This is a genomic window from Arthrobacter sp. AOP36-C1-22 (assembly GCF_052377515.1).
GTDB lineage: Bacteria > Actinomycetota > Actinomycetes > Actinomycetales > Micrococcaceae > Arthrobacter_H.
In genome coordinates this window covers 128137-154861 of record NZ_JBQSWW010000005.1, presented here as the reverse complement: position 1 = coordinate 154861, position 26725 = coordinate 128137, and the positions used below count along the sequence as shown (strand labels likewise).

General features: G+C 67.3%; 16 protein-coding genes. 9 read left to right on the top strand and 7 right to left on the bottom strand.

The window, feature by feature from the left end; all coding sequences use genetic code 11:
• Positions 1–134: 134 nt before the first annotated feature.
• The 3 genes from sucB to ACT3S6_RS04965 form a co-directional block, all read right to left on the bottom strand.
• On the bottom strand, positions 135–1838 hold the full coding sequence (gene sucB, locus ACT3S6_RS04975) for a 2-oxoglutarate dehydrogenase, E2 component, dihydrolipoamide succinyltransferase (RefSeq protein ID WP_444554046.1): 1704 nt from the start codon (positions 1836–1838) through the stop codon (positions 135–137).
• A 146-nt stretch (positions 1839–1984) separates the two neighbouring features.
• Entirely contained in the window at positions 1985–3364 is a 1380-nt protein-coding gene (gene lpdA / locus ACT3S6_RS04970) for a dihydrolipoyl dehydrogenase (RefSeq protein ID WP_444554045.1), read from the bottom strand.
• Positions 3365–3569: 205 nt separating this feature from the next.
• Complete coding sequence (locus ACT3S6_RS04965; RefSeq protein WP_444554044.1) at positions 3570–5081, bottom strand: leucyl aminopeptidase; 1512 nt, start codon at positions 5079–5081, stop codon at positions 3570–3572.
• 229 nt (positions 5082–5310) lie between these two features.
• Between ACT3S6_RS04965 and ACT3S6_RS04960 the strand changes: the two genes are divergently transcribed.
• The 4 genes from ACT3S6_RS04960 to ACT3S6_RS04945 all read left to right on the top strand — a co-directional run bounded on the left by ACT3S6_RS04960 (position 5311) and on the right by ACT3S6_RS04945 (position 10359).
• Positions 5311–6246, top strand: a complete 936-nt coding sequence (locus ACT3S6_RS04960) for a PAC2 family protein (RefSeq protein ID WP_444554043.1) — start codon at positions 5311–5313, stop codon at positions 6244–6246.
• A 68-nt stretch (positions 6247–6314) separates the two neighbouring features.
• On the top strand, positions 6315–7589 hold the full coding sequence (locus ACT3S6_RS04955) for an MFS transporter (RefSeq protein ID WP_444554056.1): 1275 nt from the start codon (positions 6315–6317) through the stop codon (positions 7587–7589).
• A 116-nt stretch (positions 7590–7705) separates the two neighbouring features.
• Entirely contained in the window at positions 7706–8848 is a 1143-nt protein-coding gene (locus tag ACT3S6_RS04950; protein WP_444554042.1) for a DUF4192 domain-containing protein, read from the top strand.
• A gap of 248 nt (positions 8849–9096) precedes the next feature.
• A complete protein-coding gene (locus tag ACT3S6_RS04945; RefSeq protein ID WP_444554041.1) occupies positions 9097–10359 on the top strand; it encodes an RNA polymerase sigma factor in 1263 nt (420 codons plus the stop codon).
• Between the two features lie 224 nt (positions 10360–10583).
• On the opposite strand, the gene ACT3S6_RS04940 is transcribed toward ACT3S6_RS04945, so the two are convergent.
• A complete protein-coding gene (locus ACT3S6_RS04940) occupies positions 10584–10811 on the bottom strand; it encodes a DUF7455 domain-containing protein (RefSeq protein ID WP_086999860.1) in 228 nt (75 codons plus the stop codon).
• A gap of 241 nt (positions 10812–11052) precedes the next feature.
• Between ACT3S6_RS04940 and ACT3S6_RS04935 the strand changes: the two genes are divergently transcribed.
• On the top strand, positions 11053–13158 hold the full coding sequence (locus ACT3S6_RS04935) for a DNA gyrase/topoisomerase IV subunit B (protein WP_444554040.1): 2106 nt from the start codon (positions 11053–11055) through the stop codon (positions 13156–13158).
• A gap of 10 nt (positions 13159–13168) precedes the next feature.
• Here the strand turns inward: ACT3S6_RS04935 and ACT3S6_RS04930 are convergent, their stop codons facing one another.
• Together ACT3S6_RS04930 and ACT3S6_RS04925 are read right to left on the bottom strand one after the other, a co-directional pair.
• Complete coding sequence (locus ACT3S6_RS04930) at positions 13169–14188, bottom strand: M56 family metallopeptidase (RefSeq protein ID WP_444554039.1); 1020 nt, start codon at positions 14186–14188, stop codon at positions 13169–13171.
• Between the two features lie 27 nt (positions 14189–14215).
• Positions 14216–14590, bottom strand: coding sequence for a BlaI/MecI/CopY family transcriptional regulator (locus ACT3S6_RS04925; RefSeq protein WP_444554038.1), 375 nt, complete (start codon positions 14588–14590; stop codon positions 14216–14218).
• Positions 14591–14793: 203 nt separating this feature from the next.
• Here ACT3S6_RS04925 and ACT3S6_RS04920 point away from each other — a divergent pair, with 203 nt between their 5' ends.
• From ACT3S6_RS04920 to cydC, 3 genes are read left to right on the top strand one after another with little or no spacing between them, the layout of a single operon-like run.
• On the top strand, positions 14794–16389 hold the full coding sequence (locus ACT3S6_RS04920) for a cytochrome ubiquinol oxidase subunit I (RefSeq protein WP_444554037.1): 1596 nt from the start codon (positions 14794–14796) through the stop codon (positions 16387–16389).
• Between the two features lie 32 nt (positions 16390–16421).
• Positions 16422–17444 (top strand): cytochrome d ubiquinol oxidase subunit II, encoded by a 1023-nt coding sequence (gene cydB / locus ACT3S6_RS04915; RefSeq protein ID WP_444554055.1) that lies wholly within the window; start codon positions 16422–16424, stop codon positions 17442–17444.
• Between the two features lie 7 nt (positions 17445–17451).
• The gene (cydC, locus tag ACT3S6_RS04910; RefSeq protein ID WP_444554036.1) at positions 17452–20961 is read left to right on the top strand and encodes a thiol reductant ABC exporter subunit CydC; all 3510 of its coding nucleotides are present in this window, start codon (positions 17452–17454) and stop codon (positions 20959–20961) included.
• Between the two features lie 56 nt (positions 20962–21017).
• On the opposite strand, the gene ACT3S6_RS04905 is transcribed toward cydC, so the two are convergent.
• Positions 21018–23801 carry a DNA topoisomerase (ATP-hydrolyzing) gene (locus ACT3S6_RS04905; RefSeq protein ID WP_444554035.1) on the bottom strand — a complete coding sequence of 928 codons (2784 nt, stop codon included), beginning with the start codon at positions 23799–23801 and terminating at the stop codon, positions 21018–21020.
• A gap of 128 nt (positions 23802–23929) precedes the next feature.
• Here ACT3S6_RS04905 and ACT3S6_RS04900 point away from each other — a divergent pair, with 128 nt between their 5' ends.
• Positions 23930–26686, top strand: a complete 2757-nt coding sequence (locus ACT3S6_RS04900) for a bifunctional acetate--CoA ligase family protein/GNAT family N-acetyltransferase (protein WP_444554034.1) — start codon at positions 23930–23932, stop codon at positions 26684–26686.
• The last annotated feature ends 39 nt before the right edge of the window (positions 26687–26725 follow it).

Here is a 26725-nt window from a genome sequence, read left to right as displayed (position 1 = left end):
TCTAGGGGTGGTTTCGACAGCGTGTCGAAACCGCGGACTCCTGCATCAACGACGACGGCTGGCGTCCCTCCCGAGGAGGGGCACCAGCCGTCGTCGTTCACCGCCGGACCCCTGTGCTGGTCCGGGAGGCGTTGCTACAGACCGAGGTCGGCCTCGAAGGCGCCTTCTTCCAGCCGGGCGCGCAGCGTCTGCAGGAAGCGTCCGGCATCCGCGCCGTCGACTAGACGGTGGTCGTAGGTCAGCGACAGGTACATCATGTGGCGGATGGCGATGGTGTCATCGCCATCGGTGCCCGTGACGACCATGGGACGCTTGACGATGGCTCCGGTGCCGAGGATGGCCACCTGCGGCTGGTTGATGATCGGAGTATCGAACAACGCGCCGACCGACCCGATGTTGGTGATCGAGAACGTGCCACCGGAGAGCTCATCCGGGCCGATCTTGTTGTCGCGGGTGCGCTTGGCGACATCATCGATGCGGCTGGCAACGCCGGCCAGGTTCAGATCACCGGCGTTGTTGATGACGGGAACGAGGAGACCCTTTTCGGTATCCACTGCGATCGCCAGGTGCTCGGCGTCGTGGTAGGTGATCTCCTGTTTGCCCTCGTCGTATTCGGCGTTGAGCTTCGGGTGCTGCTTGAGCGCCTCGGCAACGGCCTTGGCGATGAAGGGCAGGTACGTCAGCTTGGTGCCGTTGACGGCCTGGAACTGTGCCTTGGCCGAGGTGCGCAACTTGGCCACGCGGGTCATGTCGACCTCGTGGACCTGGGTGAGCTGGGTGGACGTCTCCAGCGACTCGCGCATCCGCTGGGCGATGACCTGGCGGATGCGGGGTGCCTTCTCCGTCTTCCCTCGCAGCGAGGAGGGGACGACGGCGGCAGGAGCCTTCGGTGCGGAGCCCGAGCCGGCTGTCGGTGCTGCCGGAGCAGCGGACTTCTTGGCCTCGACGGCGTCCAGGACATCCTGCTTGCGGATGCGGCCGCCGACACCGGTGCCGGTGACGGTCGACAGATTGATCTCGTTCTGCGAAGCCAGACGACGGACCAGCGGGGTCACGTAGCCGTCGTTGCCTCCGGCGGGGGCCGGCGTCGAAACGGGCTTCGGGGCCTCGGCCTTCGGAGCTTCCTGCTTCGGTGCCTCCTGCTTGGGCGCTTCGGCCTTCGGGGCTTCCTGCTTCGGTGCTTCTTCCTTGGGCGCTTCGGCCTTCGGGGCCTCCTGGGCCGGAGCCGACCCGGAACCAATGACGGCCAGCACGGATCCGACCTCGGCGGTGTCGTCTTCGTTCACCTTGATCTCCAGCAGGGTGCCGGCGACGGGTGAAGGAATCTCGGTGTCGACCTTGTCGGTGGAGACCTCGAGCAGCGGCTCGTCGACCTCGACCTCGTCGCCGACCTGCTTGAGCCAGCGGGTGACGGTGCCTTCGGTGACGCTTTCGCCGAGGGCGGGAAGCGTGACATCGGCCCGTTCGCCGGAATCATCGGAAGCAGCGGGGGCCTCGCTGGAGGAGGACTCCTCGGCTGCGGGAGCGGACTCCTGGGCGGGGGCCTCTTCTGCCGGGGCTTCCTCGGCGGCCGGTGCCTCTTCGGAGGATCCGGATCCGGATCCGTCGCCGATGCGCACCAGCGGGGCGCCGACATCGGCCGTCTCGTCCTCGGGGACGAGGATTTCTTCGATCACACCGGAGATCGGCGAGGGGACCTCGGTATCGACCTTGTCGGTGGAGACCTCCAGTAGTGGCTCGTCGACCTCGACGCTATCGCCGACCTGCTTGAGCCAGCGCGTCACAGTGCCTTCGGTGACACTCTCACCGAGTGCGGGCAAGTTCACGGTTTCAGACATGGTGTCCCCGTTCTCCTAAAGCTATATCTCTTGACTTGGACGGCCGGCAACGAGGGCGAAGCGGCCGGTGTTCGGCTTGCGTCGAGCTTAGTGCACGGTGGGCCGACCCGCGTAAGATCGGCCCACCGTGCACGTCATACCCGTGCTTAACCGTGAAGTGGCTTCCCGGCCATGGCCAGGGCGGTCTCGCCCATGGCCTCGTTCTGGGTCGGGTGTGCGTGGACCAGCTGGGCCACGTCCTCGGGGTAGGCCTCCCAGTTCACGATCAGCTGCGCTTCGCCGACCTGCTCGCCGATCCGGCTGCCGATGCCGTGCACACCGACGATCGGGCCGTCCTTGACGCGCACCATCTTGATGATGCCCGCGGTCCCCAGGATGGAGGACTTGCCGTTGCCGGCGAGGTTGTATTCCTGGATCTCGACCTGGTCGTCGCCGTACTTTTCCTTGGCCTTGGGCTCGGTGTAGCCCACGGACGCAATTTCCGGTTCGCAGTAGGTCACCTTCGGGATGTTGATGTCCTCGACGATGACCGGGTTCTTGCCGGCGATCTCCTCGGCCACGAAGATCCCGTGCTGGTAGCCGCGGTGGGCCAGCTGCAGACCGGGAACGATGTCGCCGATGGCGTAGATGTTGCCGACACCGGTGTGCTGGCGTTCGTCGGTGATGACGAAGCCGCGATCCATGGTCAGGCCCTGCTCCTCGAAGCCGAGGCCCTCGGTGACCGGGCCACGGCCCACGGCCACCAGGACGATGTCCGCCTCGAGGTCGGTGCCGTCGGCCAGTGCGACCTTGACCCCGTCGTCGTTCTGCTCGACCTTCTCGAAGAAGACGCCGGTCTTGGACTTGATGCCGCGCTTCTTGAAGGCACGCTCCAGGCCCTTGACGATCGAGGGATCCTCGTTCGGGACCAGCGACGGCAGGCCCTCCACGATGGTGACGTCGACGCCGAAGGACTTCCAGACGGAAGCGAACTCCACGCCGATGACGCCGCCGCCGAGGACGATGGCGCTCTGGGGCAGGGTTTCCATGGCGAGCGCTTCGGTGCTGGTGAGCACTCGGCCGCCGATCTCCAGCCCCATGGTCTTGGTGGTGGAGCCGGTGGCCAGGATGATGTTCTTGCCCTTGTAGGCGACCCCGTCCACATCGATGGTGTCCTGGGACACCAGGCGGCCGTTGCCCTCGATGACGTTGACCTTCTTCATCTTCAGCAGGCCGGCCAGTCCCTTGTACTTGCCGGCGACGATGCCGTCCTTGTACTGGCGGACCGCGCCCATGTCGATGGAATCCAACGTGGTGTTGATGCCGTACTTGGCGCCTTCGCGGGCGTTGTCGGCCAGTTCGGCCGAGTGCAGGTACGCCTTGGTCGGGATGCACCCGGTGTGCAGGCACGTGCCACCGAGCTTTGCCTTTTCCACCAGGCCGACGGTGAAGCCGAGCTGGATGGCGCGCAATGCGGCCGAGTAGCCGGCGCTGCCGCCACCAAGGATGAGTACATCGAATTCTTGCGTTGTTGCCGATTCGGCCACGTTGACGCTCCCTCGCGAGTGAGATCATGCCCCACGGTGTGGGGGCTCGTTCCATGTGTTCTGCCTGTCCGACCTCGGGGCCGGAGAGGCACTGCCTACTATTCTTTCAGGGTTCACCTTAGCGCGGACCATGGCCGATCATCCACAAACCGTGACCGGCCGATCGTGGGTGGGTGACCGGTCTCATGGACCGCCGCTTCGGAAACTACCGTGCTGCCAGTGCCTCCGCGTAGGTGACCAGGGTGCGCAGACCGGATCCGGTCCCGTTCTTGGGGACGTAACCATAGGGGGCGACGTCGTTATATGAGGGGCCGGCGATGTCGATATGTGCCCAGGGGATCTTCCGGCCATCGACCTCACCGACGAACTCCTGCAGGAACGCGGCGGCGGTCATCATCCCGCCGTTGCGTTCACCGGCATTGGCCAGATCGGCGACGGTCGAATCCAGGGAGGCCCGGAGCTCTTCGGGCATGGGCATGCCCCAGGCGGATTCCCCGGAGGTCCCTGCGGCACTGACCAGTGCATCGCGGACACCGCTGTCACCCATGATGCCGCTGGTGCGGCGACCCAACGAGATCAACTGTGCGCCGGTGAGCGTGGCGATGTCGATGATGACGTCGGGCTTTTCGGCGCTGGCAGCCACCAGTCCGTCGGCCATCACCAGGCGACCTTCGGCGTCCGTGTTCAGGTTCTCCACGGTCTTGCCGCCGAACATGGTGAAGACGTCGCCGGGACGGGCGGCGTGGCCGCCGGGCATGTTCTCCGCCAGGCAGAGCCAGGCGGTCGCGCGCAACGGCAGTTGGAGCTCGGCGATGGCGAGCATGCTTCCCAGCACGGTGGCTGCCCCGGCCATATCCGACTTCATGAAGTGCATGTTCGCTGCCGGCTTCAACGAGATGCCGCCGGTGTCGAAGGTGATTCCCTTGCCGACGAAGGCGAGGTGGCGGCGGGCCTTGGCCGGGGAGTACTCCAGCTTGACCAGGCGCGGCTGGCGCGAAGAGCCCTTGCCGACGCCCATGATCCCGCCGTACCCGTCCTTTTCCAGGCGCTTCTCGTCGTAGACGGTGACCTTGATCGGCAGCGACTTCACGGCGCTGCGCGCCTCCGTCGCGAAGGATTCGGGGAAGAGGTCGCTGGGGGAGGTGTTGACCAGATCGCGCACGCCGCGCACGGAGCGACCGACGATGGCGGCCCGGCGCAATGCGGCCGGCAGGGTCTTATCGGCCGACGCAGCGGTGGCGATGATGCCCTCGGTCAATGGCGTCTTCTCCGGAGCCTTGGAGAGGTGGTTGGAGAAGGCGTAGGCACCCAGGGCGACACCTTCGGCGACGGCCGTGGCCGATTCGACGGTGGGGGTCGGTAGGGCGAAGACCACCTTGGCGTGGCCCTTGAGCTGGCGGGCGGCCGCACCGGCGGCGCGACGCAGCGCCTCCGGTTCGGGGGTCTCGCCTTCGACGGTCCCGACGCCGGTCAGGACCAGGACTTCGGCCTTCAGCGAACCGGTGGCCGGGAGCCGGAGGACTTCATCGGCCGCTCCGGTGGCGCCCAGGGCGGGCAGTGAGTCCTGGAGGGCGGAGGCCTCTGCCTTCGGCAGGGGTGCGTCGAGCAGCCGGGGGCCGTCCTTGCCCTGGGCGATGGCGATGACGACGGCGTTGGCCGCCACCCGCCGCACGTCGGGGGAAACGGCGGTCAGCTTCAATTCGCTGGCGTTGATCACGGGTCGGGATCCTTAATGCAGCCGCCCACCAGGGCTGCGGTTGGTATGTGAAGTAGATGTTGCGTTCCCCTTGATCGTATCGCTGCCCGATGGTGCCGGGGTCCACCGGCGTCGTGATGGGCCGACCTGGTGGGTCCAACCGATAGAATGGTGCCCGGGCCGGGAAGGAATCCGAGGCCCCGTGTGTTGAACCGGAAGGTGCATGCTCGAGTCCCTGGAAGGAGACACCATGCTTGATCCCTTGTCCCTCGTCAGGTACGACGACGAGGTCGTCGATGACGTGCGTCTCCAAGGACTGGGCATGCTGGTCTCCCTCGCGGGCCATGCCGACGCAGGGCAGGTCAGTCAACAAATCCGTCGGGAACTGCTGGGTAAGCTCGATTCCGAGCTCATCGCCTCCTTCGATGCCGACCAATTGGTCAACTACCGCGAACGACGCCCGCAGATCTCCCTGGCCGCCGACCATTTCACCGACTATGCGGCGCCCGTGATCGAACTGCACCGGCTCACGGATGGGCTGGGCACCGACTTCCTCTTCCTGACCGGATCGGAACCGGATTTCCAATGGGAGCGGTTCGCCGCCGCCGTCGTGTTGCTGGCCCGTGGCCTGAATGTCTCGTTGGCTGCCGGGATCGGCGCGGCGCCCCTGCCCGTACCGCACACCCGGCGCATCGGAGTCACGGTGCACGGGAACCGCCCCGATTTCGGGCAAGGCATCTCGACGTGGAACCCCTCCGCCCAGATTCCCGCGGCGGCAGCCCATCTGGTGGAAATGCGCCTGGACGCGGATGGCCGCGACGTCGTGGGGTACGACCTGCACATTCCGCATTACCTGGCCGATTCGGAATACCCCCAGGCAGCAGTGGCTGCGCTGGAATTCCTGGGGGCCGCCCTGGGGCTGGGATTGCCCTCGGACGATCTGCGCGAAGCGGCGCGGAAGGTCGAAGGACAGATCGCCGAGCAGGTCGCCGACGCCCCGGACGTCCAGCGGATGGTCGCCAATTTCGAGAAGCGTTTTGACGCCCATGAGCCCGAGGCCGAACGGCGTTCGCTGCTCCTGACGGCCGACGAGGCCGTTCCCGATGGCGAAGACCTGGGGACGGCGGCGGAAGCCTTCCTCTCCTCGGAAGCAGCCAAGGGCGACCCCGACGAAAGCGGTCAGTGACCGCCCTCAGGGTCAGGGCCGCCTCCGGGCCCGCCTGGTGGGTCTGGGGGATCGGTGTCTTCGCCTACATGGTTGCCGTCACCCAACGGACCAGCTTCGGTGTCGCCGGGCTGGAAGCAACGACCCGGTTCGATGCCAGTGCCTCGATCCTGGGGATGTTCAGTGTCGTCCAGCTCGTGGTCTATGCCGGTTTGCAGATCCCGGTGGGCATGCTGATCGACAAGTTCGGTTCACGGCGGCTCATCATCTTCGGTGCCGTCCTGATGGGCGTGGGACAGATGTTGCTGGCCCTGGCCACCTCCGTTCCCGCAGGATTGGTCGGGCGCTTCTTCGTGGGCGCCGGCGATGCGATGACCTTCGTATCGGTCATCCGCCTCATCTCGGCCTGGTTTCCGGGCTATCGCGTCCCGATGCTCACCCAGTTCACCGGCATGGTCGGCCAGTTGGGGCAACTGCTCAGCCTGGTGCCCTTCGTGGCCCTGCTGCATTGGGCCGGATGGACGACCTCGTTCCTCTCACTGGCCGCGCTGTGCGTCCTGGCTTTCGTCCTCTCCCTGGCCGTCGTGCGGGACCAGCCGGCCGGAAGCGCGCCGCTGCCCCCCGGACCCGCTCCGAAATCCTTGGCCGTCCTGGGGGAGGCCTGGCGCCAGCCGGGGACACGGTTGGGGTTCTGGACGCACTTCGGCCTGCAATTCACCTCCAACGTCTTCCTGCTCGCCTGGGGGTACCCCTTTCTGGTCTCCGGTCAGGGCCTGGAGCCGGCCGCGGCGTCGGGACTGATGACGATCTTCGTCCTGGTCTCGCTGGTTTTCGGGCCGTTGTTCGGGGCCATCGTGGCGCGGCATCCCCTGCGGCGGTCGACGTTGGCGTTGGGGATCATCATCCTGATCTCGGCTGCGTGGGCCACCGTCCTGCTCTGGCCCGGACCGGCACCGCTGAGCCTGCTGGTCGTGTTGTTGACCCTGCTGGCGATCGGTGGACCGGGATCGATGATCGGCTTTGATTTCGCCCGGACCTTCAACACCCCTCAGAGCATCGGAACCGCCACGGGCATCGTCAATGTCGGCGGATTCACCGCGGCGCTGATCAGCGTGTATTTCATCGGGCTCATCCTCGACCTGCAGTTCGCGGCCGCGGGCGGCCGGGGGGATCTCTACAACCTCGATGCCTTCCGTTGGGCGATGGCGTTCCAATTCATCCCCCTGGCGGCGGGCGCCATCGGCATCCTCGTCACCCGCCGCAAGGCCCGGGACGATTTGGCCCATCACGGGGTGGTGGTCGTCCCCCTCCGGCAGGCCTTCTCGGAACGGCGGTGGCGCCGCGGCCGGCGGCCCCGCATCTGAACGGCAGCTGCCACGGACCCCTCACCGGGAGCTGCCCGGCGCCGTCGGGGCCGGTTGCTCCACAAGTCAACGGCCCAGCCTCGGACGCCACGCACGGCAGGGGACACGGTGGGGTTATGAACAGCTCACCGGGACAACTCTCCGTCAGTGACGCCGAAGGCGTCATCTCGCTCGTACCCCATCTGCTCGGATTCCATCCGCGCGAAAGCCTGGTGGTGCTGATCATGCGGGATAAAGCCTTGGAAGCCACGCTGCGGGTGGACCTCCCGGCCCCGGGCCCCGGCATGATGGCGGCGCGGGCATTCACCCGGCAGCTGGCCGACTATCTGCGGGCGGCCCCCGAGGCGGATGGCGCCTGCCTGGTGGTGTATTCGGAACTGGCCCATGCGGACGGAAAGATGCTCCCGTACCGGGATTTCACCGATGTGGTGGCCACGCAGCTTCAGCGCCGCGGATACCGGATCCCTGATGCCTGGCTGGTCGGCTGCGGACGCTGGTGGTCCTACTTCTGCGCGGAACCGGACTGCTGTCCTACGTCGGGGCGGCCGATCGAATCCGTCCTGCTTTCGGAGACACATCTGGACATGGTCCTGCGGGGGAGCAGCCCCGTGTCCCAACCGTGGGACGGGACGGGGACAGCTTCGTGGCCCGGGCTGGAGGCGGTGCGTGAGGTGGTTGAAGAACACCGCAGTGCCGGCGGCGGGTGGCGGGAATCCCTGCGCGGCCTTGAACGATGGTGTGCGGCCCTGGACCAGGAGCCCCGGGGGCTGGTGGCCGAATTGAAGTCGAACCCCTCGGACACCGGGGCACTGTTGGCATCCCTGGGGACCGATCTGGTGCGGGACGCACTGCCGTTCGCCGCCGGAAGTTCGGGAACCGCGGCGCGGAACGCCCTGGTGGGCAGGCTGCGCAACGCCCGGGCCAACGTCGAGTTGCGTGAACTGGGTGAATTCATGTTGGGCAACTCGGACCAGGCGCCCCACTGGGAGGGCCTGGAGCACCTATGGGAGGTGGGCCGGGGAATACTACCGGCGGCAAGGGGGCGGGACCGGTGGGCCCTGCTGTGCATCCTGGGCTGGGTTGAATGGGCCAAGGGGCACAGCAGCGGGGCCCATGCCCTCATTGCCACCTGCCGCTCGGAGGAGCCCGATTACCGTTTGGCCGCCTTGCTGGACGCCTTCCTTTCCCGGGGGCGGTTGCCCCGGTGGGCCACCAACCGGGAAACCGCCTGGGCGGGCTGTCTCGAGGCCGGCCAATGACGAGCGTGGGCTCGAAACGTGAGACACTATTAACCGCAGACCCGGTTGGGTCCGTGTCCTTGGGGACGGTAGCCACTGTCCCGCCCGTCGTCCACTTTCGGAGACGGGAACAAAAGGCCGAATGCAGGCGTTGCACCCACTGGACCCTTCATTCGGATCCGCCCATGTGGCGGAACCCGGACTTGACAGGGTCATAGTGGTGTTACCCGTCAGGTGGCGCCGCGGTCGATCCGTGAGAAAGGTTATTCGTGCCAGCTTCCAAATCAAGCTCTCAGGCCACCACCAGCCGGGGCAAGAAGCCCGCAGCCGCAGCGGGTGCAGTGGATACAGCCGATGAGACGGATGAGTTGACGCCTCAGCAGAAGGCCGCTCAGACGCGCGCCAAGAACAAGGCCAAGAAGGCGGCCCAGGCAGCAGCCGAGCCCACCGAACCGGTGGCGGCGGAGCCGGAGGCCGAGGAGGAGGGCGAGGTAACAGCCAAGCCCGACAGTGAAAAATCGGGGGCCCCCGCCGATCCGGCAGCCCGCGAAGACGAGGCGCGCGGTTTCATCATCACCAGCGATGACGACGATGCCCCGCAGCAGCAGGTGTTGGTCGCCGGTGCGACCGCCGACCCGGTGAAGGACTACCTGAAGCAGATCGGCAAGGTCGCCCTGCTCAATGCCGAACAGGAAGTGGACCTCGCCCTGCGGATCGAGGCGGGTCTCTACGCCACCGAGAAGCTCAAGGCCGGCGACGACCTGCCCAAGCGCCTGCGCTGGGACCTGGAACAGGTGGTCCATGACGGCAAGATCGCCAAGAACCACTTGCTCGAAGCCAACCTGCGCCTGGTCGTCTCGCTGGCCAAGCGCTACACCGGTCGTGGCATGCTCTTCCTGGACCTGATCCAGGAAGGCAACCTGGGGCTGATCCGTGCGGTCGAGAAATTCGACTACACCAAGGGCTTCAAGTTCTCGACCTATGCCACCTGGTGGATCCGTCAGGCGATCACCCGTGCCATGGCAGACCAGGCGCGGACCATCCGCATCCCGGTCCACATGGTTGAGGTCATCAACAAGTTGGCCCGCGTCCAGCGTCAGATGCTGCAGGACCTCGGGCGCGAACCGACTCCTGATGAGTTGGCCAAGGAACTCGATATGACCCCCGAGAAGGTCGTCGAGGTCCAGAAGTACGGTCGTGAACCGATTTCCCTGCATACCCCGTTGGGCGAGGACGGCGACTCCGAGTTCGGGGACCTCATCGAGGACTCCGAAGCCGTGGTCCCGGCCGATGCCGTGAGCTTCACGCTCCTGCAGGAACAGCTGCACTCCGTGCTGGACACATTGTCCGAGCGCGAAGCCGGCGTGGTGGCGATGCGTTTCGGGCTGACCGATGGCCAGCCGAAGACGCTGGATGAAATCGGCAAGGTCTATGGCGTCACGCGGGAGCGGATCCGTCAGATCGAGTCCAAGACGATGTCCAAGCTGCGCCACCCGTCCCGGTCGCAGGTCCTGCGGGACTACCTGGACTAGACCGGAGCGTCGGCGAGCCGACCCGGAGCCACAGGCCGGCACCCCTGCCACGGGGTGCCGGCCTGTGGTGTTTCCAGGGGCGCTTCCTCGCAGGCGGTGGGGTGCTGCCCCATGACAAGGGGCGCGCGCCGAAACGAATCAGCGCAGACAAAAAGCGGGAACCGTGTGTTCACGGTTCCCGCTTCAGCAGTCTTCAGGCCCCCAAGGGGCCTGTCGATCGAGGATCAGTCCTCGTCGTCGTAGACCGGCTTTTCATGAAGTTTGTCGGTTTCGTCCTGCCACTCGGCGGTCATGGGCCGCAGCTTGGCCTCGACGTCGCGTGCGTGGTGGCCGCAGAAGAGCAGCTCTCCGCCAGAGGTCTGAAGAACCGCCCGCACATAGGCCTGTGCTCCGCAGCGGTCGCAGCGGTCGAGTGCGGACAGTCCGCGTGTTGCCACTGATGTTGGCGTCATGGTGACCTCCTTAGATCTCGTGTACCCAATACAACCAGTTACGGCGGTGATTCATCCCGTCATGACTCGACTTTCGCTCACCGCGTAGCGTTCGGGGGGTATTGGAGGCATGGGCGTGTCGTGGAACACGCCCTGATCGACCGTCGAAAAGCAGCAACGGCGCGGGAACCGTGAAATGCCGGAGGCGGGGACTACCGTGGAATTGGTCCCCATTCCATCGTCAACAAGGAGCACGTTCCCCGTGGCACCGAGTTCTCAGTACAACGCACGCCACCTCTCCGTGCTCGAAGGCCTCGAAGCGGTCCGCAAACGTCCGGGCATGTATGTCGGCTCCACCGATTCGCGGGGCCTCATGCATTGCCTCTGGGAGATCATCGACAACTCCGTGGACGAGGCGTTGGGCGGATTCGGCCAGAGCATCACCATCGTGCTCCACGCGGACGGTTCAGTTGAGATCCATGACGATGGCCGGGGCATTCCCGTGGACGTCGAACCCAAGACCGGGCTGACCGGCGTCGAAGTCGTCTTCACCAAACTCCACGCCGGCGGAAAGTTCGGTGGCGGCTCCTACACCGCCTCCGGCGGCCTCCACGGCGTGGGTGCCAGCGTGGTCAACGCCCTGTCCGGACGTCTGGATGTCCAGGTGGACCGTGGCGGGAAGACCTATCAGATGCAATTCCGCCGCGGGGAGCCGGGACGTTTCAAGGACACCGGGAAACCCAGGCCTGAAGCACCTTTCGAACCGTTCGTGGAAAACTCCGAACTCGACGTCGTGGGCAAGGCCAAGCGCGGGGTCACCGGAACCCGCATCCGCTACTGGGCGGACGAACAGATCTTCATCTCCGACGCCAAGTTCTCCTACGAGGAACTCGAGGCGCGCGCCCGTCAGACGGCGTTCCTGGTGCCGGGCCTGCGGCTGACCCTGCGCGATGAACGCAAGCTCGCGGGAACCGCCGGTGAGGACGGGCCGATCCAGGAGGTGTTCCATCACGACGGCGGCATCTCGGAATTCGTCGACTACCTGGCCAACGATCCGGCCGTCACCGACATCTGGCGCATTCAAGGCAGCGGGAGCTTCAAGGAAACGGTGCCCGTGCTCGACGACGCCGGACACAGCAAAGTCATGGAGGTCGAACGCTCCTGCGAGGTCGATGTCGCCCTGCGTTGGGGAATCGGCTACGACACCACGGTGCGTTCCTTCGTGAACATCATCGCCACGCCCAAGGGCGGCACCCACCAGACCGGGTTCGAGCAGGCCCTGCTGAAGACCTTCCGCAAGGTGATCGAGTCCAACGCCCGCAAGCTGAAGGCCGGTAACGACAAGATCGAGAAGGACGATGTGACCGCGGGGATGACGGCCGTCTTGACCGTGCGTCTGGCCGAACCCCAGTTCGAGGGGCAAACGAAGGAGATCCTGGGGACCTCGGCGGTGCGCCAGATCGTTTCCCGGGTCGTGGAAAAGCAACTCGGGGCACGGCTAACCTCCTCGGCGCGGGCCGATAAGCAGCAGTCCGGGGCCGTGTTGGAGAAGGTCGTCAACGAGATGAAGTCCCGGATCTCGGCCCGGGTCCACAAGGAGACCCAGCGGCGCAAGAGCGCGTTGGAGACCTCGTCGTTGCCGACGAAACTGGCTGATTGCCGCAGTGATGACGTGGGGCGTTCCGAACTGTTCATCGTCGAGGGCGATTCGGCGCTCGGCACCGCCAAACTGGCCCGCTCCTCGGACTTCCAGGCCCTGCTCCCCATCCGGGGCAAGATCCTCAACGTCCAGAAGGCCTCGGTGGGGGACATGCTCTCCAACGCCGAATGTGCGGCCCTGATCCAGGTCGTGGGGGCCGGATCCGGGAGGAGTTTCGATATCTCCGCCGCCCGGTACGGCAAGGTCGTCCTGATGACCGATGCCGATGTCGACGGCGCCCACATCCGTACCTTGCTGCTGACCTTGTTCTTCCGGTACATGCGCCCGATGGTCGAGCATGGCAGGGTCTATGCCGCGGTGCCGCCGCTGCACCGCGTGGAGGTCATCCACTCCGGGACCAAGCCCAATGAGATGCTCTACACGTATTCGGAGAACGAGCTCCACACGGTTCTGGCCCAGCTCGAGGCTAAGGGCAAGAAGTACAAGGAACCCATCCAGCGTTATAAGGGTCTGGGTGAGATGGATGCCGAGCAGTTGGCCGAAACGACGATGGATCCGCGCCACCGCATGCTACGCCGGGTGAACATCGCCGACGCGGAGCGGGCCGAGCAGGTCTTCGATCTGCTGATGGGCAGTGATGTGGCGCCGCGCAAGGAGTTCATCATTGCCGGCGCGGAACGCCTCGACATGGAGAACATCGACGCCTGATCGGCGCCAATCAGTTCAGCAGACCCGGGGCCACCAGGGCCAGGGTCGGGACGAGCACCAGCAGTACGGCGGTGGCCATGACCGTTGCCCGCCCGGAGGCGGGGAGTTCCCCGACCGGGCTGAGCAGCCGGCGCAGCCGCAACGAGGAGAGTTGGCTCGGGGGCACCGCCGCGGCGCGTCCGGGCCCGGCGGCCGATTCCCGGGCCCCCGTTCCGTGGGGCCGGTCGGTTTCCACGGCATCGCCGAGCCGCGCCTCGACGGCCCCCACCGGGGAAGGGTCCATGCCCGAGGACACGGCAACCAGGGAGCGCAGCAGATCATCGCGGGACACCTGTTCCAAGGCGGCGTCGTCGGCCAGCATTTCGATCAGTTCCTGGACGGCCAGACGTGCCAGCCGGGAGGTCGGCAGCCAGGGCAGCGCCTGGTTCCAGGATTCGAAGGCCAGGACCAGCAGATCATGACGCTGATCCAGGTGGGCCCGTTCGTGGGCGACCACCCCGCGCAGGCCCTCTTCGTCGAGCGAGTCGAGCAGTCCCCGGGAAAGGACCGTGAGGGAGCCGTTGAATCCGGGCAGGCAGTAGGCCACCGGTGCCTGGTGCTCGACGACGACGGTGCCGGGGATCGAGGCGGATGGACCGCTGAGCAGGGCCAGCAGGCGGCGGTGGCGGGCCCGCTGGCGGGTGACCTTATAGGCGGTCAACAGCAAGGTGAAGACGAGGTGGGCGCCGAGCAGCAAGGCGGTGCTCAGGGCAAAGACGTGGACGACCGTCAGCAGGGCGGCGCCCGGTTCCCCGGCCAGGATGCCGCGGAATCCCGAGAGGGCCGACAGGAGGTTGTCGCCCAGGGGGGAGAGTCCCCAGACGAGGAAGGCCCCGATCATCGACAGACCGCCGGCCAGGGCGATGGCCTGCCAGAGCAGCAGGGCGGTGAAGGGGGACCGGGAGGTCCAATGGGCGCGTGAGAGCACTATCGGGGCCGGCCACGCCAGGATGATGGCGAGGCCGAGCAGGAGATAGGAGGCTGTCAGCATCGTAGCCGGGGAGCGGCGGTGGCGCCGCTAGGCGTTGGCTCCGTCATCGAGGATGCGTCGCAGGGAAGCCAGTTCGACGGGGGAGATGCCACCGATGAAACGGGCCAGCACGGCTTCACGGTCCATGACGTTGCCCATGGCCTCGTTCATGAGTTCCACCGTGTGTTCCTCGCGGCTGGTGACCGCGCGGTAGCGGTGCGGCCGGGTATCGCGTTCACGGGTGACGAGCTGTTTCTTCTCCAGCCGGGCCAGCACGGTCAACACCGTGGTCACCGCCAGTTCCTTGCCGTCGTTGCCGTGGGCCTGCGCCAGCTTGTCACGAAGGTCGTTGGCCGTCTGCGCTTCGGCACCGTCCCACAGCAGATCCATCACCGAGCGTTCGAGGTCGCCGAGAGTTGCCAATGATCTTCCTTATCTAGCCCAACCAGGTCTACGCAGGGTTCACGTCGGTGGAGTCTGTTCATCCTCCGGTCCGCTGCGCTGATACCAATCTACCCTGATTTCCGTCCAGGTTCTACATGGCGTAGAAAATCGGGTATTCTACAAAGCGTAGAAAACGTCTCGGGGGCTCTCCCGGGACGTCCGCAGGGTTTGGAAGGTTGTTCATGGACCCCCTTGAAATTGCCCGCTGGCAATTCGGCATCACCACGGTCTACCACTTCCTGATGGTGCCGTTGACCATCGGACTGGGCATCCTCGTGGCGGTCCTGCAAACCATGTGGGTGCGCACCGGCCGGGACGTGTACCTGCGGATGACGAAGTTCTGGGGCAAGCTGTTCCTGATCAACTTCATCATGGGGGTGGCCACCGGTCTGGTCCAGGAGTTCCAGTTCGGCATGGCCTGGAGCGAGTACTCCCGATTCGTCGGTGATGTCTTCGGGGCGCCGCTGGCCATGGAGTCCCTGCTGGCCTTCTTTGTTGAATCCACCTTCCTGGGACTGTGGATCTTCGGCTGGCAACGACTACCGAAACTGCTGCACCTCGGCTGTATCTGGATGGCCACCCTGGCCTCGGTCCTCTCCGCCTATTTCATCCTGGTGGCCAACTCCTGGATGCAGCACCCGGTCGGTGTCGAAATGGTCGATGGACGCCCGGTCATGACCGACGCGTGGGCCGTTTTCACCAACAGCACCGCCCTGGTCACCTTCCCGCACACCATCTTCGGGGCCTTCGCCGTGGCGGGTGGGTTCCTGATCGGCATCGCCTGGTTCCACCTCTACCGGCGCCGCAAGGCGGGCATCGACACCGTGGATGCCCAGGGATACGTCATCGTCGGCCAGGACACCTCCCATGGTGCAGGCCGGGACAAGCTGGACCACGCGGTGTGGCTCAAATCGCTGCGCATCGGCGCGGTCGTGGCGATGGTTGCCTTTGCCGGGGTGGCCTTCTCCGGGCACGCCCAGGCCCAGCTGATGTTCAAGCAGCAACCCATGAAGATGGCCGCTGCCGAAGCCGCCTGCCACGACGGCACCGGCTTTTCCGTGCTGACCATCGGCAACCTCGGGGGCGGAGGGGCCACCACCTGCGACGACGTCGTGGCGGTCTTCGAACTGCCGGGACTGCTCTCCTTCCTCGCGAACGACGACTTCACCACCGAGATCCCCGGGGTGAACACCCTGCTGCCGCAGTACCAGGAGAAATACGGGACCCACCTGCCCGACGACCCGATGTACGGGGACCGGGCCGGGCAGGAGATCAACTACCTGCCCCTGATGGAGGTCACCTACTGGGGCTTCCGGCTCATGATCACCTTCGGTGGCATCGCGGCGGTGGCGGCCCTGGTCGCCCTGTGGGTGGTGCGCAAAGGCACCGTGCCGGAGAACAAATGGATTTCCCGGCTGGCGGTCTTCGGCATCCTGGCCCCTTTCGGAGCCAACTCGGCGGGCTGGATCTTCACCGAGATGGGGCGCCAGCCCTTCGTCGTGGCACCGAACCCGACCATGGACGGCTCGGTGGACCAGGTCTTCATGTATACCGCCGCGGCCGTCTCCCCGGGGGTCTCTGCCGCCGAAATGCTCTTCTCGCTCATCGCCCTCACGGCCGTCTACGGGGTGCTGGCGATCGTCGAGGTCAAGATGATCGTGCGCTACGTGCGCGGCGGGGTACCGGCGGCCATGCCCGAATTGACGGCCCCACCACCAGGGGAGGACGACGACGACACCCCGCCCGGCGACGGCGACGTCCTCGCCTTCGCGTACTGATCCGTCCTGCGGAAACGATCTAAGGATTGATGATGGAATTCCTCCCGACACTCTGGTTCGTGATCATTGCCGTGTTCTGGGCCGGCTACCTCTTCCTCGAGGGCTTCGACCTCGGGGTGGGCATGCTGATGAAACTGCTGGCCCGCAACGAACGGCAGCGGCGGGTCCTGCTGAACACGGTCGGTCCCGTCTGGGACGGCAACGAGGTCTGGCTGATCACCGCCGGAGCCGCGACGTTTGCTGCCTTCCCGATGTGGTACGCCTCGCTGTTCTCCGCCCTGTACGTGCCCCTGGTCCTGGTCCTGGTGGCGTTGATCTTCCGTGCGGTGGCCTTCGAATACCGTGGCAAGGCCCATCGCCAGTCCACCAGGAACCTCTGGGACTGGGCCATCAGCCTCGGCTCCTTCACCGCGGCCTTCGGGGTGGGGGCGATGCTCGCCCTGACGACCACGGGGCTTCCCTTGGACGCCAACGGCGATCGCGTGGGCGGGGCCTTTGCCTGGTTCACCGGGTACGCCGTCCTGGGGGGCCTGGCCGTCGTCGCCTTCTCGCTGATCCATGCGCTGGCCTTCGTCGGACTCAAGACCGACGGTGAACTACGGGGGAGGGCCCGCCGGATCATCGGCCGATGGCTGCCGGTGGCCCTGGCGCCGATGGCCCTTTGGGCGATCCTGGTGGTCGTGCCGACCGGCCAGGTGGTCCCGCTGGGTCTGCTGGTCCTCGCCGTCGTGGGGGGCGTCGCCGGATGGCTGGCCAACCGGCGTGGCGCCGAAGGGTGGTCCTTCGCCTTCTCGGGGGCCTTCCTGGTGGCCGGGGTCTCCGCGATCTTCGTGGCGGTCTTCCCCGTGGTCCTGCCCTCGACGATCGACCCCGCGTTCAGCCTGACCGTCGCCAACGCCTCCTCGAGCGAATACACGCTGGGACTGATGAGCATCATCGCGGCCTTCGGTATCCCGCTGGTGCTGCTCTACCAGGGCTGGTCGTACTGGGTGTTCCGCCAACGGGTCTCCGAGAAACACATTCCCGACGCCCATACCGTGACCCCGGTGGTCTAGGACCGAGATGACCCGTATGACGACGCCTGCCGGCGGTCCCCACCAGGGGCTGCGCGAGGTCCCGCGCGGGCAGCTGGTGCTGCTGGCCGCCCTGGCCGCCGTGAAGGCCGTGGGCCTGATCCTGCTGGGGCAGGCACTGGCCACCGGAATCACCGCGGTGGCCGACGGCACCGTCGGCTCCCACCCGGGGACCGTCCTGGACCTGGCCGGTTCCCTGGCTCCCCTCTGCCTGCTCGGGGCACTCGGGGTGCTGCTGCGCGCCGCAGCCACCTGGGGCATGACCCATGCCGCGCAGCGGACCGCCCGGGGCACGAAGGAACGCCTGCGCCACCGTCTGGTCGCCGCCGAACTGACCGGAAGGACCCGTCCGGGAGGCGCCGATGCGCCGAACGGGCCCGGTGCCGTGGCCGCCTTGGCCACGCGCGGGCTCGACGGCCTGGACGAGTACTACACGACGTTCCTGCCCGCTTTGGTGGGCGCTGCCGTCGTGCCGGTCTTCATCGGGGCCCGCATCCTGGCCGCAGACTGGGTCAGTGCCCTCATCCTGGTGCTCACCGTGCCCCTGGTGCCGGTGTTCATGGCCTTGATCGGGCTGCATACCCAGGACCGGGTGGCCCATGCCGCCGCGGGGCTGGATGCCTTGTCCAACCAGCTCGCCGAACTGGCCCAGGGCCTGCCGGCACTGATCGGGTTGCGTCGTTCGGCCGAACGACGGCAGGGACTCACCGCGGTATCGCGTCGCTACCGGGAAAGCACGATGTCCACGTTGCGTACCGCCTTCCTGTCCGGGTTTGCGCTGGAACTGATCGCGATGATCTCCGTGGCCGTCGTGGCCGTGTTCATCGGGGTGCGGCTCGTCTACGGGCAGCTGGGACTCGACGTGGGACTGCTGGCCTTGATCCTCGCCCCTGAGGTCTTCCTGCCGTTGCGCGCCGTCGGCGCCGCCTTCCACGCCTCCGAAGACGGTCTGGAGGCCCTCCGCCGGGCCGAGGACCTGCTGGGGGAGGACCTCGAGGGGCCCCGGCCCGCCGCCGAGGACCCGGAGGGGGCCGACGAGGAGCCGGGCCCCGTCGGGCTGCGCGTGCACGACCTGGTCGTCCGATATGCCGGCGCGCAGGCCCCGGCCCTCTCACGGGAGGAACTCACGGTGGCTCCCGGCGAACGAACCGTCCTGGACGGTCCCTCGGGGAGCGGGAAGACCACCTTGCTGCATGCCCTGGCGGGAGTGCTTCCCGCCGATGCCGAGGTGGCTGGGGTGATCGAGGTCCCGGGGGCGGCCCGCACCGCCTGGATCGGCCAGCACCCCCGGTTCACCGAGCCCACGGCCACCGCCGAACTACGGCTCTACGCGCCGGACGCCGCCCCCACGGAACTGACCCGGGTGCTTCAGGACGTGCGGGCGGGACATCTGGCCACCCTGCCGCTGGAGCGGCTCAGTCCCGGGGAACTCCGCCGCATCGCGGTGGCCCGGGCGCTGCTGCGCATCCGGTGCGCCGGAGCCTGCGTGTTGTTGGCCGACGAGCCGACGGCCCACCTGGATGAGGTGAGCGCCGCAGCCGTCAGGAGCGCGCTGGCAGGTCTCGTTGATGAGGTGACGCTCGTCGTCGCCACCCACGACCGTGAACTGGCCGCGATGCTGCGGCCGACACCAGCCGCCGGGCAGCTCCAGGCCCCTCGGGAAATCCGAGGGGACCTGCCGGCAACACAGGCTTCCGTCGCGCTGCCGCCCGGCCCGGCGACACCCGAGACCGCTGAAGGGGCCACCCCGGCCCCCGCCTCCGCATGGCCCGCCCGCCGGGGGCTGCTGCGCTCGATCAGGTGGTGGCGTTCGGGAATGGCCGGCGGAATACTGCTGGCCACGGCCTCGGTGCTTTCCGGAGCCGCCCTGACCGCGGTCTCGGGGTGGCTGATCGTCAATGCCAGCACCCAGCCGCCCATGATGGTGCTCATGGTCGCCATCGTCGGGGTGCGCTTTTTCGGATTGGGCCGGGCCGTCCTGCGCTACGCCCAACAGCTGGCCGTGCACCGGGCGGTCCTTGACTGGGCGACGACGCTGCGCGCCCGCCTCTGGGACGCCCTGTCCGACCGCCCGGCCGGCTGGGGGAAGCTGACCCGTTCGGGGGACGCGCTGAGGCACCTGGTGGCCGACGTCGACGAATTGCGTGATGCAGCCCCCCGGGTCCTGGTCCCCTTGCCGGCAGCGATCCTGGCCTGGCTCGGTTCCCTGATCACCGCGGCCCTGGTCTTCCCCTCGACCACGGTGATCTTTCTGGGCGCCGGGGTGCTGGGCTTCCTGCTCGGACCCTGGTTGGCGGTCCGCATCGAACGCGGCTCGGCCGTCGAGGCCGCCCGGCACCGCAGTTGGGCGACCGGCCGGATCTCCACGCTCTTCACCGCCGCAGCGGACCTGCGGGCCAACGGGGTCGCCACCCGGGCGGCCACCGGCTTCACCCGCCGCGACCGCCAGGCCTCCACCACACTGCTCAGGGCCGCCATGGGGACGGGACTCGGCGAGGCCATCGCCGTGCTCACCTCCGGGCTGGCGGCGCTCGGATGCCTACTGGTCGCCGGTGCCGGCGGGGCAGCGGGAGCAGACGCCGCGGCCCTTCTGGCGGTGGTGGCCTTGCTCGCGCTGAGCCTGAACGAACCCTTCGCCAATGCCTCCGAGGCCGCCTCGAAATTGCCGCTCTTCGGCGACCGGCTCGATGCCGTCGGCCGGATCCTGCTCCCGGAGGACGACGACGCCCCGGCACCGCTTCCGGCCTCGGCGTCCGAAGTCGCCGTGAACGACGCCGGATGCGACGGCGGCAAGGCACGGGTGGAATCACTTCAACTGGACCGGGTCTCGGTGACCTGGACGGGCACCACCGCGGTGGTGGAACAGATTTCGGCACGGGTCGAACGGGGCGGCTGGTTGGCGATCACCGGCCCCTCGGGATCGGGTAAATCCAGTCTGCTGGCCGTCCTGTTGGGACTGGTCCGGCCCTCGCATGGAGCCTTCCGGCTGGAGGATGGATCCGGCAGGGTCCTGGACCCCTGGAGGGAGCCGGAGCACGCCGCACCCCTGCTGGGACGGATCACGTGGTGCCCGCAGGAAGCCCACCTCTTCGATTCAAGCCTGCGGAACAACCTCTCGCTGGGCCGTGCCGCCCACGATCCAGCGACCGATGCCGAACTCCACGCGGCGCTCCACCGGGTCGGGCTCGGAACCTGGTTCGCCCAGCAGGGCCAGGGGCTGGCGACCCGGATCGGCAGCGGGGGACACCGGCTCTCCGGGGGACAACGTCAACGACTCGCGGTGGCCAGGGCCCTGGTGGCCCGGGCGGACGCCGTCCTGCTCGATGAACCGACGGCGCATCTGGGCCAGGGCGAGGCCCTGGAACTGATCGCCGATCTACGTGAAGCCCTCTCGGGAATGGCCGTGGTCATGGTCACCCACGATACGGCGATGGCCGCCGGCGCCGATACGGTCCTGGATCTGGGCGGCGGGGCAATGGTGTCGCCGTTGCGGTCCTGAGCGGTGAATCCCCGGCACCGGCACCGGCGGGGGTCGCGGCCGGCAGGGCAGTACGACTAGGGGTCCACCGGCGTCGTGCCGCCGCCTTCGACCTCCACGACCGCCGAATCGGCGAAGGGGACGCTATCCTCTTCCGGGGCCGCCAGCGGGGCGCGCTGGGGCTGCTCCGCATCGAAGCCCGGCAGGAAGTCTCCGACCGGCTCTTCGGGGCCCGCCTTGCCGCGGCGACCCGCCGCCGGTCGGGAGGTGGAGGTGCTGCGGCGTCTCGGTGTCGGGGCGGCCTCCGGCGCGGGGCCGGTGCCGCCGGCAGTGTTCTCGCCGGAGCGCTCGATCGGCGGTGCGGGTTCGCCCACGGCCTCGGGGGCGATCGGGGCCCCACCGAGGGCGTCGACCTTGCTCGACAGGGGAACCCCCGAACCATCACGGCGGCCGTGTTCCAGGGGCAGCGCCCGGGAGACCCCGGCCGCCGACGCGGCCCGGGCCGGGCCATGACCGGCCCACGCCAGGGCCAACACGCTTTCGCCCTTGAGGAAGCGGTGGGCCCGCACCCCGCCGGTGCCACGACCCTTGGCCGGGTATTCGGAGAGCGGGGTGACCTTCACGGTTCCGGCCTCGGTTCCGGGCAGGGTGGCCCCCGCCGCGGCAATGGTGACCACGACCGCCGAATCGTCCGCGGGATCCGCCGCACCGAAGAAGATGGCCTGGTCACCGTCAACGAGCTTGATTCCCGCCATTCCGCCGGCCGTGCGTCCCTGGGCGCGCACGGCGGATGCCGGATAGCGCAACAACCGGGCCTGGGCCGAAACGAAGACCAGATCGTCGTCTTCCCCCGGAACGCAGACGCCGATGACCCGGTCCCCGGGTTTGAGCGAGACCGCTTCGAACTCGTCACGGTTCAGCGGGTAGTCGGGGGTGACCCGTTTGACCACGCCGCGGGCCGTCCCCAAGGCCAGGACCTCGTTCAGCGGCACCAGTCCGATCACGGTCTCGCCCTTGGCCAGTGAAATGAATTCGGCGACCGGGACCCCGTCGTTCAGCTGCGGGAACGAGGTGGTGGCCGGAAGGACCGGGATGTCGAGGACCTGCAGGCGCAACATGCGCCCGGCGGAGGTGACGGCCCCGATCTCCCCCCGGGCGGTCGCCGGCAGCAGCGAGGCCAGCACATCGTGCTTGACCCGGGAGCCATCGGTGGGCAGCGGATCACGGGTCGTGGTGCGGGCCAGCCGGCCCGAGGCGGAGAGGATCGCCCAGCAGGGGTCGTCGGCGATCTCGAGGGTCAAGGGTGCCTTGGCGCTGGTGGACGCGGGCGCGGGCATCGTGGTGCCCTTCAACGGGGCCGCCGTGGCCGACTTCAACAGGCGGGTGCGGCGCGGGGTGGCATAGCGCTCGGAGACCTCGGCCAGTTCGCTGGAGACCAGGCCGCGCAGCAGTTCGTCCGAGGCGAGGATCGCGCTGAGCCGTTCGATCTCGCGCTGGAGTTCGTCGCGCTCCTTCTCGAGCTCGATCTGCGAGTACTTGGTCAGCTGGCGCAGGCGCAGCTCCAGGATGTGGTTGGCCTGGATCTCCGAGAGGTCGTAGATGGTCATCAACCGTTGGCGGGCCACCGCGGTTTCGTCCGAGTTGCGGATGATCTGGATGACCTCGTCGATGTCGACGATGGCAATAAGCAGCCCCTCGACCAGATGCAGCCGGTCCTTCTTCCTGCCTAGGCGGAAGGCGGTCCGACGGGTGACCACCGAAAGGCGGTGTCCGACGTAGACCTGGAGCAGTTCGCGCAACCCCAGGGTGCGGGGCTGGCCGTCGACCAGAGCGACGTTGTTGATGCCGAAGGAATCCTCCATCGGCGTGTACTTGTACAGCTGCTGGAGGACGGCATTGGGGTTGAAGCCGTTCTTCAGTTCGATGACCAGACGCATGCCGTTCTTGCGGTCGGTGAGGTCGATGACATCGGAGACCCCGACCAGTTTCTTGGCGGTGACGGCATCCTTGATCTTCTGGATGACCTTCTCCGGACCGACCATATAGGGCAGCTCGGTGACGATCAGGCCACTGCGTCGGGCGCTGATCTGCTCGAGCTCGACCTTGGCCCGGGTCTTGAAGGAGCCGCGCCCGTTCGTGTAGGCGTCGTGGATGCCTTCGAGCCCGATGATCTCCCCGCCGCTGGGCAGGTCCGGCCCGGGGACGAACTTCATCAGTTCGGCCAGAGTCGCTTCGGGGTTCTCCACCAGGTGGCGGGCGGCGGCAATGACCTCTCCGAGGTTGTGCGGGGCCATGTTGGTGGCCATGCCCACGGCGATGCCGGTGGTTCCGTTGACCAGCAGGTTCGGGAAGGCCGCCGGAAGCACCTCCGGCTGAAGGAGCTGGTTGTCGTAGTTGGGGATGAAGTCCACGACGTCCTCGTCGAGGTGGTCGGTCATCGCCACTGCCGGGGAATCCAGCCGGGCCTCCGTGTACCGCGGGGCCGCCGGACCGTCGTCGAGCGAACCGAAGTTGCCGTGGCCGTCGATCAACGGCAACCGCAACGCGAAGTGCTGGGCCATGCGCACCATTGCGTCGTAGATGGCGGTGTCACCGTGCGGGTGCAGCTTGCCCATGACCTCCCCGACCACACGCGCACTCTTGACATGGCCCTTCTCGGGGCGCAGACCCATCTGGGTCATCATGAACAGGATGCGGCGTTGGACCGGTTTGAGGCCGTCACGGGCATCGGGCAGGGCCCGGGAGTAGATCACCGAATAGGCGTACTCCAGGAACGACCCCTCCATCTCCGAGGTCACGTCGATGTCGACGATGTTCTCGATGAAGTCCTGCGGTGGTTCCGGTGTCTGCCTGCGGGCCATGTCTGTGATTCCTCGAATCGGTGCTGATGTGGGGCCTGCGCGACTGGACGGTGCCACACGAATGGGCAGTCTCGTCGCTGGAAGCCGGATCACGACGGATCCGCGCACGAAGGCCGTAGGCTAAGCCTATGGTGCACGAGGTGGAAAATGCTGAATATCCGGCTCATTGGGAAGCCGATGTCGTCCTACGCGACGGGACCACGGCCCATTTGCGGCCCATCGGCCCCTCGGATGCCGCTGCTTTGCAACGGTTCCACGCCGGACAATCCGAGACATCGATCTACTTGCGGTTCTTCACGTTCAAGTCGAAGCTCACCGACCGCGAGCTGACCCGCTTCACCGAGGTCGATCACGTGAACCGGGTCGCGATGATCGTCCTGCGTGGCTCCGAGATCATCGGGGTCGGACGCTACGACCGACTCGATGACCCCCGCGAGGCCGAGGTGGCCTTCAACATCGCCGACAACACCCAGGGCAAGGGGGCCGGGTCGATCCTGCTCGAACACCTGGCTGCTGCGGCCCGTGAAAACGGGATCGAACGATTCAGTGCCGAAGTGCTGCCCGAGAACCGCAAGATGCTCACGGTCTTCGCCGAAGCAGGCTACGAGGTCAAACGCCGGTTCGACGACGGGGTGGTGATGCTGGAGTTCCCCATCGACCCGACCGAGAAGTCCCGGGCCGTCATGGAATCACGCGAACACCGGGCCGAGGCCCAGTCCCTGGCCGGGCTGCTTGCCCCGCGTTCGGTGGCCGTGATCGGCGCCAGCAGGCAGTGGGGGACCGTGGGATACACGCTGCTGGAGAACATCATCGAAGGTGGTTTCACGGGGCCGGTCCACGCGGTGAACCCCGATGCCCTGGAAATTGCCGGCATGATCTCCCATGGTTCCCTCTCTGAGATCCCCGGCACCGTGGATCTGGCGGTGATCGCCGTGCCGGTGGCCGAACTGGAAACCGTCGTGGCCGAATGCGGGGCCCACGGCGTGCGCGGTCTGCTCGTGGTGACCGAGACCTTCCCGGGAGACCAGGCCGAAGCGATGCAACGCCAGCGCGAGCTGGTGCGGTTGGCCCGCAGCAACGGGATGCGGCTAATCGGTCCGGCCTCGCTGGGACTGGTCAATACGGCCCCTTCGGTCAGTTTCAATGCCTCCATGGCCCCGGGGATGCCCCGACGCGGGGGCCTGGGGCTGTTCAGCCATTCCGCGGCGATCGGTGTGCTCGTCTACTCGGCGGCCAGCCGCCGCGGCATCGGGGTCTCCAGCATCGTTTCGGCGGGAAACCGTGCCGACGTCTCCGGCAACGACGCCATGCAGTTCTGGGAGGACGATCCCGAAACCACCGCCGTCGCCTTGTTCCTAGAAAGCTTCGGCAACCCCCGCAAGTTCTCACGCATCGCCCGTCGACTGGCGAGGAAGAAGCCGGTCATCGTGGCCAAATCCGATGTCATGGGCCTGCGGTTGCCCCCGGGCCATGCCGTGCGCACCACCCAGGCCCCGTTGGGCGCCGTGGATGCGATGCTCCGCCAGTCCGGGGCCATCCGCGTGGCCTCCAACGAACTGTTGATGGACCTGGCCCAGCTCTTCGCCACCCAGCCGCTGCCCGCCGGCAACGGGCTGGCGATCGTCGCCAACTCGCGGGCGCTCTCCCGCGTGGTGGAGGACAACGCCGAACAGCACGATCTGGAGGTCGTCGCCCGTGAATGCGAACTGGTCCTGACCGACGGGGCCTCCCGCGCCCTGCCTAGGCTCCGGACGATGCTGCAGACCCTGCTGGCCAGGGACGAGGTGCACTCGCTGATCCTGGCGGTCCTGCCCGCCCCGGGCATCGACCACCACGAGCTGGCCCGGATCCTGTTCGACGCTGGCCGGGAGGCCGGCAAACCGGTACTGGCCTCCTTCACCGGCATCATGGATCCGCAGGAGCCCGCCGTCGGCCTGATCCAGACCGGCCCCGTCCCAGCCGGGGGCACCGCCGAGGTGGAGGCCACCCCGGACCAGGACGGGGCCGGGCCCGTGGAGGTCCGGCAGGATGCCGTCCCCGCCTATGCTTCTCCGGGGACCGCCATCGGGGCCCTGGCGGAAATGGTCGGCTACGTCGATTGGCGGGGTCGGGACTTCGGCGAATACGTCGAATCCACGGGAATCGACAGGGACCGGGCCGATGAGCTGCTGGCCGGATACATGCACCGCGTGGACGGCACGGAACTGCTGGCGCTCTCGACGGAGGACGCCGTCGAACTGTTGGGATGCTACGGCGTCGGGGTGCTGGAATCGGTCCGGTTCAGCGACGAACAGGAGGCCGTCCAGGCCGCCCACCGCATCGGCTGGCCGGTGGCCTTGAAGGCCACCGACCAGTACCTGCGCCACCGGCTGGATCTGGGCGGGGTGCGGCTGAACATCACCGACGAGACGGCATTGCGCCAGAACATCCGGCATATGCAGCAGACCTTGCGCCAATACGGTGCCGACGACCTCGAGGTCCAGACGATGGCCGCCTCCGGCCAGGGCTGCGTGGTGCGGGCCTTGGAGGACCCGCTGCTGGGGCCGCTGATCTCCTACGGGCTGGCCGGGGATGCCGTGAATCTGCTCGACGACTGGGCCCACGCGATCCCGCCACTGACGGACACGGACCTCTCGGACTTCGTGCGCACCCCCCGCGCCTCACATAAGCTCTTCGGCTACCAGGGCTTCCCCCGGGTGGACGTGCCGGGGCTGGAGGACTTCCTCAACCGGGTGGCGACCCTGAAGGACGACCACCCGGAAGTGGCGCTCATGGAGTTCAACCCGGTGCTCGTCTCCGAAGGATCGGTCACCGTGCTCGCCGCCGATGTGCGGATCGGCAACCCCGCACAGCGCACGGACAGCGCCCGGAGGGCCATGCGCTAGGTCCGGGGGAGACGGACCGGTGCCGTCGTCGTCCCCGCC